7 protein-coding genes, 1 tRNA gene and 2 pseudogenes are annotated in these 8,955 nt (G+C 68.2%); 9 read left to right on the forward strand and 1 reads right to left on the reverse strand.

From position 1 onward, the window contains the following. Window position 1: 1 nt before the first annotated feature. Window positions 2–940 (reverse strand): IS630 family transposase, encoded by a 939-nt coding sequence (locus ACFHWS_RS27995; protein WP_416569522.1) that lies wholly within the window; start codon window positions 938–940, stop codon window positions 2–4. Window positions 941–1,486: 546 nt separating this feature from the next. Here ACFHWS_RS27995 and ACFHWS_RS28000 point away from each other — a divergent pair. The 9 genes and pseudogenes from ACFHWS_RS28000 to selB all read left to right on the forward strand — a co-directional run bounded on the left by ACFHWS_RS28000 (window position 1,487) and on the right by selB (window position 8,490). Further along, window positions 1,487–1,984 carry a SigE family RNA polymerase sigma factor gene (locus tag ACFHWS_RS28000; protein ID WP_416569527.1) on the forward strand — a complete coding sequence of 166 codons (498 nt, stop codon included), beginning with the start codon at window positions 1,487–1,489 and terminating at the stop codon, window positions 1,982–1,984. Beyond that, window positions 1,981–2,733: a hypothetical protein gene (locus tag ACFHWS_RS28005; protein ID WP_416569523.1), complete on the forward strand. Its 753-nt coding sequence runs from the start codon at window positions 1,981–1,983 to the stop codon at window positions 2,731–2,733. Before ACFHWS_RS28000 ends, ACFHWS_RS28005 begins: the two co-directional genes overlap by 4 nt. 115 nt (window positions 2,734–2,848) lie before the next feature. Next, entirely contained in the window at window positions 2,849–3,478 is a 630-nt protein-coding gene (locus ACFHWS_RS28010) for an ISAs1 family transposase (protein ID WP_416569524.1), read from the forward strand. Further along, window positions 3,417–3,803, forward strand: a complete 387-nt coding sequence (locus ACFHWS_RS28015; protein ID WP_416569525.1) for a hypothetical protein — start codon at window positions 3,417–3,419, stop codon at window positions 3,801–3,803. Before ACFHWS_RS28010 ends, ACFHWS_RS28015 begins: the two co-directional genes overlap by 62 nt. Window positions 3,804–3,827: 24 nt before the next feature. Then, window positions 3,828–4,139, forward strand: a pseudogene (locus ACFHWS_RS28020) (hypothetical protein); the annotation flags it as partial. Between the two features lie 142 nt (window positions 4,140–4,281). Continuing rightward, window positions 4,282–4,377: transfer RNA gene (locus tag ACFHWS_RS28025), tRNA-Sec, on the forward strand. 28 nt (window positions 4,378–4,405) lie between these two features. Further along, window positions 4,406–5,389: pseudogene (selD, locus tag ACFHWS_RS28030) on the forward strand (selenide, water dikinase SelD); the annotation flags it as partial. Between the two features lie 21 nt (window positions 5,390–5,410). Beyond that, complete coding sequence (gene selA / locus ACFHWS_RS28035) at window positions 5,411–6,706, forward strand: L-seryl-tRNA(Sec) selenium transferase (protein WP_416569528.1); 1,296 nt, start codon at window positions 5,411–5,413, stop codon at window positions 6,704–6,706. Beyond that, window positions 6,697–8,490, forward strand: a complete 1,794-nt coding sequence (gene selB / locus ACFHWS_RS28040) for a selenocysteine-specific translation elongation factor (RefSeq protein WP_416569526.1) — start codon at window positions 6,697–6,699, stop codon at window positions 8,488–8,490. The genes selA and selB overlap by 10 nt, the downstream gene beginning before the upstream one ends. Window positions 8,491–8,955: the final 465 nt, after the last annotated feature.

Here is an 8,955-nt window from a genome sequence, read left to right on the forward strand (position 1 = left end):
GTCACGCCGCACCCCCTTCGATGAGTGTCGCTGTACTCATGCGACTTGCGTGTCGCACGATCTGGTTGATCCAACTCGATCCGGTCGGGGTGAAGTGGAAGTGCACGTGCGGGTTGGCTGCCAGCCAGGCGAGCACGTCGGGGGTGGTGTGGGTGGACAGGTTGTCCAGCACCACGTGGACCTGGCGTCCCCGGTGTGGGGCCACGGCCTTGCGGAGGAAGGCCAGGAACGCCGCCCCGTCGCGCGAGGGCCGGCACTCGCCGATGACCTCGCCGGTGGCGACGTTGAGCGCGGCGAACAGGTTGGTGGTGCCGTGCCGGACGTAGTCGTGGGTGCGCTGTTCGGTGGCGTCGAACTCGATGGGCAGCAGCGGCTGGGTCCGATCCAATGCCTGGATCTGGGTCTTCTCGTCGAGGCTGAGGACCACCGCGCCGCCGGGCGGGTCGAGGTAGAGACCGACGATGTCGGCGACCTTGTCGGCGAACCGCGGATCCTTGCTGATCTTGAAGGTGCCGGAGCGGTGGGGTTTGAGTCCGTGTTCGCGCCAGAGTTTGGCCACCCAGTGGTGGGAGACCGGCACGCCCTCGGTGCGGGTGACGTACGCGGCCATCTCGCGGCTGGACCAGTGCGACAGGCCGGTGCCCGTCGGCGGGGTCATCCGGGTCAGCGCGAGGACCCGGGCCCGGATCCGGGCCGGTACCTGTTCGCGGGAACCGCCGGGTGGCTGGTTGAGCAGACCCGCCGCGCCCTCGTCGGCGTAGCGGCCGAGCCACAGGTCCACCGTCGGCCTCGACACCCCGGCCAGCACCGCGATGTCCTTCTTCATCCGCCCTTCGGCGTGCCACAACACGATCCGCGCCCGGGTGCCGACCGCAGCCGACACCTCCGGGCTGTTGATCAACGCCCGAAGCTCCACCCGCTCATCCGCTGTCAGCTCCACGAGGCACAGCCAACCACACCGACATCACGTCAAGACAACAGGATCACGAGACACTAGAGCGCGAGACCATCGGCGCCGCCGCTGCCCTTCACTCGGCAGCGGATCGAACAGGGCACAGCGGCGGTGCCGATCCCCTCGGAGGCCGCGAACCGCCTGTTACTTGCACTGACCACCTGAAACCGCCCTTTTCCAGCGGCCATCGGACCATGATCAAGAAGCTCCATCAAAGCGGGGGTAGCTCACCCTGTCCACCGACGCCGACCTGTCTGCCGAGGCGGGCCGTCGGCAGATACTCGCCAGCCGTGTCTTCCGACCATCGGCGCGCCGCCGACCGAGAGACCATCACTACGGCGCTGGCTGCGGGTTCGAGTTCCTCGCGCCGGAAGCCAGTGACCGAAGTCAGGTTTGACAGTGTCGCTGAGCCTTGGACTAACTGTCCGTCGACGAGTTCGCTGCTGCCGGGCTCGTCCGGTGTCAGCAGCTGCTTCGAAGAAATTTAAGGGACCCATGCAACATCTCTGGGGCCCGCCGTGTAGTCATAGTGTGATGGTGTCACGATTCCCGCCGGACGACTCCGGGTTCGAGGCGTTCGTACTACAGAGCGCCGCCGGGCTCCTGCGTCTAGGCAATGTCCTGACGCTGGACCGAGCCGCTGCGGAAGACCTCGCTCAGGAAACCCTCATTCGCGTCGGGCTCGCCTGGTCGAGGCTGCGCTCGGACGGGAATCCCGTCGGCTATGCCCAGCGCACCATGACCAATCTGTTCCTCAACGAGCGACGACGTCGCAGGCCGATGCCGACTGACAAGATCCCGGAGACCGCGCGCGAGGACACAGCACTGGCCGCGGTGGACTCGACAGCTGCCGTTCGCGAGATCCTCGCGAGCCTGCCGCCGAAGCAGCGGGCAGTGATCGCACTTCGATACGTGGCTGATCTGCCGGACGATGAGATCGGCCGCCTACTGGACTGCACCCCAGCGACGGTGCGGTCTCAACTCTCCCGAGGCTTGTCGAGCCTCCGGGCGACCATGACAGCAGAAGGGTGATTCTGGTGGCCGAAAACCCCGCCGACGAGCTAGCCGTCCTGGACAAGGAGCACTTCGCTCTTCCTGTCACCGACGCGTTCATCACCGGAGTGCATCGAGGCGTACGCAGGCGCCGGGTTCTACGCGCCGTAGCTGCGGGCGGCGCAGTGGCCGCGACAGCCGTTGCCGCTACCATCGTGGTCACTCTGACAGTACCCGCCCATCTCGCCGCCCCTTCTAGCCCGACCACTAATCCGATCGCGGCCGCCTCGCCGACCGCAGCTGTGGACCCGATCCACGAGCCGCTGGATGGCTACCGTGTCACCTTCGTGCCTGATGGGCTCCGGGTCGGTGTCCCTGGGAACGGGTCTGCTAGCTACCCCGTATCGAAGGACCAACTGCACAACGACGGCTCCGTGCCCGCGTCAGAACATCCGACCGCCGCAACGACACTGCGAACGTATGTGCTGCCCAATGGGGGCAATTGGATAGCTATCTCGGTGCTGCGCCCGGAAGGGACGACAGCTGAGGTTGATCAGGCACAGGTCACCGAATGGTTGACCGGATGGGCTATCAAGGGCTCCGAGGTGATTGACAGATACGAGCTTCCGGCCGGCCGAGCCCAGCTCACTAGATTCGTGGGCTCCGAGGTTACCGCACACAACGTGGTGATCACGACCCCGGACGGTGTGGTGATCGTCGTCGACGGGAACGGGAATGTGCCGGTTGCGGACTTGAAGGCAGTGGCCGCAGGCGTCCTACCCCAGTGATCAAGGTTTAGAGCGACCGGCACTGGACTACACCGGTGTCGGTAAGCACCCCACGCCGCGCTGCCCCCAGCCGGCCCGCAGCCTGTTCCGGCAGGCCGCTGACCGGGTCGCCGAGTTGCCGCAGCCGCTACTGGCCGCCGCCGACGCGCGTCGGCATCCGGTGCTCGGGGTCCGCGTCGCGCCGGGCCGCGACACGCTGCGCCGGGTGATCGAGGCGGTCGACGCAGCTATGGTGGACCGCCTCGTCAGCGCCTGGCTGGCCACCCGACTCGCTCCACCGGCCGGCGGGTGCGGGCTGGCGGTGGACGGCAAGACCGTCCGCCACTCGGGCGGACCGGACGGGGTCGACGTACAGCTGTTCGCCGCGATGCGCCACGACACCGCGGTGGTCGTCGCCCAGGTGCTGGTCCCGGCCGGCACCACCGAGGTCACCCAGATCCGGGCGTTGCTCGACCACACCGAGATCGCCGGCACGGTCATCACCGCCGATGCCGCGCACCCCAGCGGCGACACCGCCACCTACCTGCGGAACCGAGGCGCGGACTACGTGTTCACCGTGAAGGGCAACAGACCCGCGCTGCTGGCCGCGATCACCGACCGGCTACCGGCCGCGACCCCGGCGACCAGCGCACACACCGACGCCGAACGCCGCAGCGGCTACCGGGTCACCCGCACCATCTCCGATGGCACCCGCCACCGGCGTCGACTTCCCCGGCGCGGCCACCGTGTTCCGGCTCCGCCGTGACGTGTACGCCCCGGACGGGCAACGGATCAGCAAACAGATCGTCCACGGCATCACCAGCCTGACCAGCACGGCAGCCGAGATCGCCAGACACGTGCGCACCCACTGGTGGATCGAGAACAAGGTCCACTGGGTCCGTGACGTCCTGTTCGGCGAGGACACCCACCACGCCTGGCTCGGCAGCGTCGCCCACGCCATGGCCGCCCTGCGAAACCTCACCATCGCCCTGATCCGGCTCGCCGGACACTCCAGGATCAAGCAGGTGATGGAACGTCACCACGCCGACAAGATGCTCATCCCGGCCCTGCTCAACGCATCGCAACCATGATCAACTGACTTTGCTTTAGCTCTGGACTACTGGGCTGTCCGACTTGTCCACCGACACGCCCCTGACCGAACTGGTCCGCTTGGCCAAGAGCCGCTGGCGCATCGAACACGACTACCGCGAACTCAAAAGACCGCTCTCGGGCTCGACCACTTCGAATTCGGAGTGCTGATCCGCAGCCAGCTCGGGGCCACCGTCTCGGTGATCCTGCTCTACCTGGGCGGATACATCAGGCCGCTCCTGGATCGGCTGGCACCGCCACGTCACCTCGCCGCCACCGCCCAACTGTTCCTCGCCCAGTTACGGACAGCCCGGCCAAAAGCGCCGGGGCAGACCTGAGCCGGTACGCCGTCCTATGCGGACTGCACCCAGACCAACATCGGCTTCTGCGGCACTGGAACGTCACAACGGTGGCGGAGGGCTTGGCCACACACACGGGAGCACGAGCCCGATGATGTTCAGGCTAGAATCCATCAGGGATGGAGGCGTGTGAGTTCCTGGTGGTCTCCCCCGCCTTCAAAGCGGGTGGGCCTGGCTCAGCCTGGCCGGCGGGTTCGATTCCCGTCCGTCTCCGCCACAGAACATCCACATGGGGCGGTAGGTCGATGGATTTGGTCGAGAACCCGGTGCGCCTGACCCGGTATTCCCGCGGCGGCGGTTGTGCCTGCAAGATCCCGCCGGGTGAACTGGAGTCCGCGCTGGCCGGGGTTTTCAGCCCGCTGACCGCAGCGGCTCACGAGTTGCTCGTCGGCTTGGAGACCGGCGACGACGCCGCTGCGGTCCGGCTCTCCGGTGACACTGCGATCATCGCGACTACTGACTTCTTCACGCCGGTCGTCGACGACCCGTATGACTGGGGGCGGATTGCCGCCGCGAACGCCCTGTCGGACGTCTACGCCATGGGTGGCGACCCGATCCTGGCCGTCAATCTGCTGGCCTGGCCGCGTGACCTGCTGCCGATGTCGATCGCGAGCGAAGTGCTGCGCGGTGGCCAGGACATCGCCCGGGAGGCCGGTTGTCATCTCGGCGGGGGGCACAGCGTCGACGATGCCGAACCCAAGTACGGCATGGCGGTCACCGGGATCGGCGATGCCCGTCGGTTGCTGCGCAACAACGCCGGACAGGCGGGAATGCCGCTAAGCCTGACCAAGCCGCTGGGCGTCGGCGTCCTGAACTCGCGGCACAAGGCGACCGGTGATGTCTTCCCGGCTGCGGTCGCCGCGATGACCACCCTGAATCGGGACGCCTCGCACGCCGCCCTGCGCGCTGGGGTGACCTGCGCGACCGACGTAACCGGCTTCGGCCTGCTCGGCCACCTGCACAAACTCGCCCGCGCCAGCGGAGTCACCGCGGTCGTTGATGCGGCCGCGGTACCGTACCTGGACGGCGCCCGAGAGGCCGCCCGGGACGGGTTCGTCAGCGGAGGCAGCCACCGCAACCTCGACTGGGTGCGGCCCCACACGCATTGGGGCACCGGCGTCACCGAGTTGGAACGGCTGCTGCTCGCCGACGCGCAAACCTCCGGCGGCCTGCTGATCGCTGGGGAAATCCCCGGAGCCACGGTGATCGGCGAACTGGTCCCCGGCGACGGCGAACACACTGATCGTCAGATGACCGGCGACCCGCGCCGGTACATCCCCCGCACAGACACCCTGCTCGCCGATCCAGGGTTGTCCGAGGCACACCGGATGTTCGGCTTCGAAATTGTGAAGCAGGCGGTCCGCGACGCCCAGCAGCGGGCCCGGGCCGGCCAGATCAAAACCGCCGACGTCCTGCCCGCCGCGCTCGCCGCACTGCCGCAGGCCCCCGTGCTGTTGCGCCGGGTCATCAACGCGACCGGTGTGGTGCTGCACACCAACCTCGGCCGCGCGCCGCTGTCGGCGGCGGCCGTCGAGGCCGTCACCGCAGCTGCTGGATATGTCGACATCGAGTACGACGTGACCACCGGCACCCGTGCCCGCCGCGGCCGCAGCGCCCTCGTTGCCCTACGGGCCGCAGTACCCGACGCCGGCGACGTCCACGTGGTCAACAACGGGGCAGCCGCGATCGTGCTGGCCGCCACCGCGCTCGCGGCCGGCCAGGAGATCGTCGTCGCCCGATCCGAGATGGTGGAAATCGGTGATGGCTTCCGGCTGCACGAGCTGCTGGCCAGCACCGGTGCCCGGTTGCGCGAGGTCGGCGCCACCAACCGGACGCATCTGCGCGACTACGCCGACGCCGTCGGCCCGCAGACCGGATTTATCCTCAAGGTTTACCCCTCCAATTTCCGGATCGAGGGCTTCACCTCGGCGGTCGGCGTAGCCGAGCTGGCCGGGCTGCCGGTCCCGGTGGTCGCCGATATCGGATCCGGGCTGCTGCGGCCGGAACCGCTACTGCCGGACGAGCCGGACGCCGCGACTTGGCTGCGCGAGGGCGCGACGATCGTGACCGCGAGCGGTGACAAACTACTTGGCGGCCCGCAGGCCGGTCTCCTGCTCGGCAGCCGCGAGGTGATCGAGACGCTACGCCGTCACCCTCTCGCCCGGGCGCTACGCGTCGACAAACTCACCCTCGCCGCGTTGGAGGCGACCCTTCGCCGGCCCGTCACCCCCACCACTTCAGCCCTGCACGCCGACGAGCGGGAACTACGGGAACGCGCCGGCAAGCTGGCAGCCCGTCTGGTGACCAGCGGCATCGCAGCCACGGTGACGCCCAGCGACGGCGTCATCGGCGGCGGCTCGGCGCCGGGCCTGCTGCTGCCCGGCTGGGCCGTCCGGCTCCCGCCCGGACTCGCCGAGCCGCTGCGCCGCGGCGTCCCGTGCGTGGTCGGTCGGGTCCACGACGGCCACGTCCTGCTGGACCTGCGCTGCGTCCCGCCGGCCGAGGACGACGCGGTAGCGCAGGCTGTGGAACGCGCATGTTCGTGATCGCCACGGCCGGCCATGTCGACCACGGCAAGTCGACGCTGGTGCGGGCCCTGACCGGCATGGAACCCGACCGCTGGGCCGAGGAACGCCGCCGTGGCATGACCATTGACCTCGGGTTCGCCTGGACCACCCTCGACAGCGAGCACATGACCGCGTTCGTCGACGTGCCCGGCCACCAGCGGTTCATGTCGAACATGCTGGCCGGCGTCGGGCCGGTCACCGCCGTCTTGTTCGTCGTCGCAGCAGACGAGGGCTGGCGACGGCAGTCGGAGGAGCACCTGGCGGCGCTGCGGGCCCTCGACGTGCGCCACGGCGTCCTCGCGGTTACCCGCTGCGACCTCGCCGACCCCGGTCGGGCGACCGCGCAGGCACGCGAGCGGCTGCGGGACACCGGCCTGGCCGGGATGCCCACGGTCGCGGTGTCCGCCGTCTCCGGCCACGGCATCGAGGCTCTGCGCGCCGAACTGCGCGAACTCACACGGACACTTCCGCCCCCCCAGCCGGGTCCGGCGAGACTATGGGTCGATCGATCATTCACCGTACGGGGCAGCGGCACGGTCGTTACCGGGACGCTCAGGTCGGGAACCATGGCGGTCGGCGACCAACTCGTGCTCGAACCCGCAGGCCGGACCGTCCATATCCGCGGCCTGCAGAGCCTCAAGACCAAGGTCGAACGCGCCGAGGCGGTGTCCCGGCTTGCGGTCAACCTGCGTGGTCTGGGCGCCGGCGACGTGCGACGCGGGCACGCGCTGGTCCGGCCGAGGGCTTTCGCCCAGGTCACCACCATGGACGTACGGCTGGTCCGACACGCTGACCGACTGCCGTCCCACCTCGTCCTGCACGTCGGATCGGCAGCGGTACCCGTACGCCTGAGACGACTCGGGCCACACGCGGCACGCCTCCACCTGACCACCGCACTGCCGCTACACACCGGAGAGCGAGGCCTGCTGCGCGACCCAGGTGCCCAGCACATTGTCGCCGGCATCGTCGTCCTCGACACCATGCCCCCGCAACTGCACGCCCGAGGCGACGCCAGACGTCGGGCCACCCAGCTGCTGTGCATGAACGACCTGCCCGACGTGGTGGCTGAGATCAGCCGCCGCGGAGCAGTACGACGCGAAGCGCTCGTCACCGCAGGCGTCCTGGCCCAGGAAGCCGCAGAGCCGCAGGAGGTCGTCGCTGCGGGTGAGTGGCTGGTCGACCCGACCCTCTGGAAGATTTGGGTATCAGCGCTGACCACAGCCGTCGACGAGTGGATGGCGGCGAACCCGCTGTCACCCGGCCTCGCGCCGCAGGCGGCGGCCAGCAAGGCTGGAATTGCCGATCCCCGGCTGATCGGAGCGCTCACCGCCGCCGCCGGGCTCGTCCTCGACAGCGGCGGCGTCCATCGCAAGGACACCGGAATCCGGTTTCCCGAACCAGTGCGCCGGGCACTCGACGAGATTCGTGCCCGGCTGCGTGCGGACCCGTTCGCTGCCCCCAGCGCGGAGGAACTCGCACGACACCGGTTGTCCCGGCAGCATCTGGCTGCTGCGGTCAACGCCGGTCTGCTCTGCCGTGTCGCCAACGATGTCTACCTGCTGCCCGACGCACCGGCCGAAGCGGTGCGCCGACTCGCGGGGATCGATCAGCCGTTCACCGTCAGCCAGGCACGCGTCGCGTGGGACACCAGCCGCCGCGTCGCGGTGCCGCTGCTGGAGCACCTCGACAACCAAGGCGCCACCCGTCGCATGGGTACCACTCACCGGGTTGTCCGTCGACAGACCGGCATGCCCGGTTCATAGCGTCAATAGCTGGCCGAGGCGTCCAACTTGGACGCGAGCATCTTGGTGGCCCAACTTCGGAGGTTGACATCGAGCCCCACTGATGTAGGCTTGGTTGTAGAGTGATCCAAAGCTCTTACACGGAGGATGCACTTATCGCGATGTTAATCGTGGCGCAGCCCGTTTGATATGGGCGAGCAGGGAAACCGCCCGCTCTCGAGTTTTACACACTGGCTCCGGATTACCTTCTTCCGCACGACATCGAAGGTCAGCAACGTCAGCCCTTACGTCGTTAAGCGGCTCGCATTTAGAGTAGGTCGACGTACGAAGAATTGCGATCAAAACGCGTTCTATGTGAGCCAAAATTCGGCCAATGCGACCTCTTGCTAAAGTGAGAAGCTCGAAATTTTGCGCAAGCCTAGGGACAATGCTGCGTAGCTTAAGTTGATCTTGGGGTGTGGCCTGCGGTTGTGTGGCTGCTGTCGG

The organism is Micromonospora sp. LOL_013, from assembly GCF_048060315.1.
In the GTDB taxonomy this organism is placed as follows: Bacteria; Actinomycetota; Actinomycetes; order Mycobacteriales; family Micromonosporaceae; genus Micromonospora_E.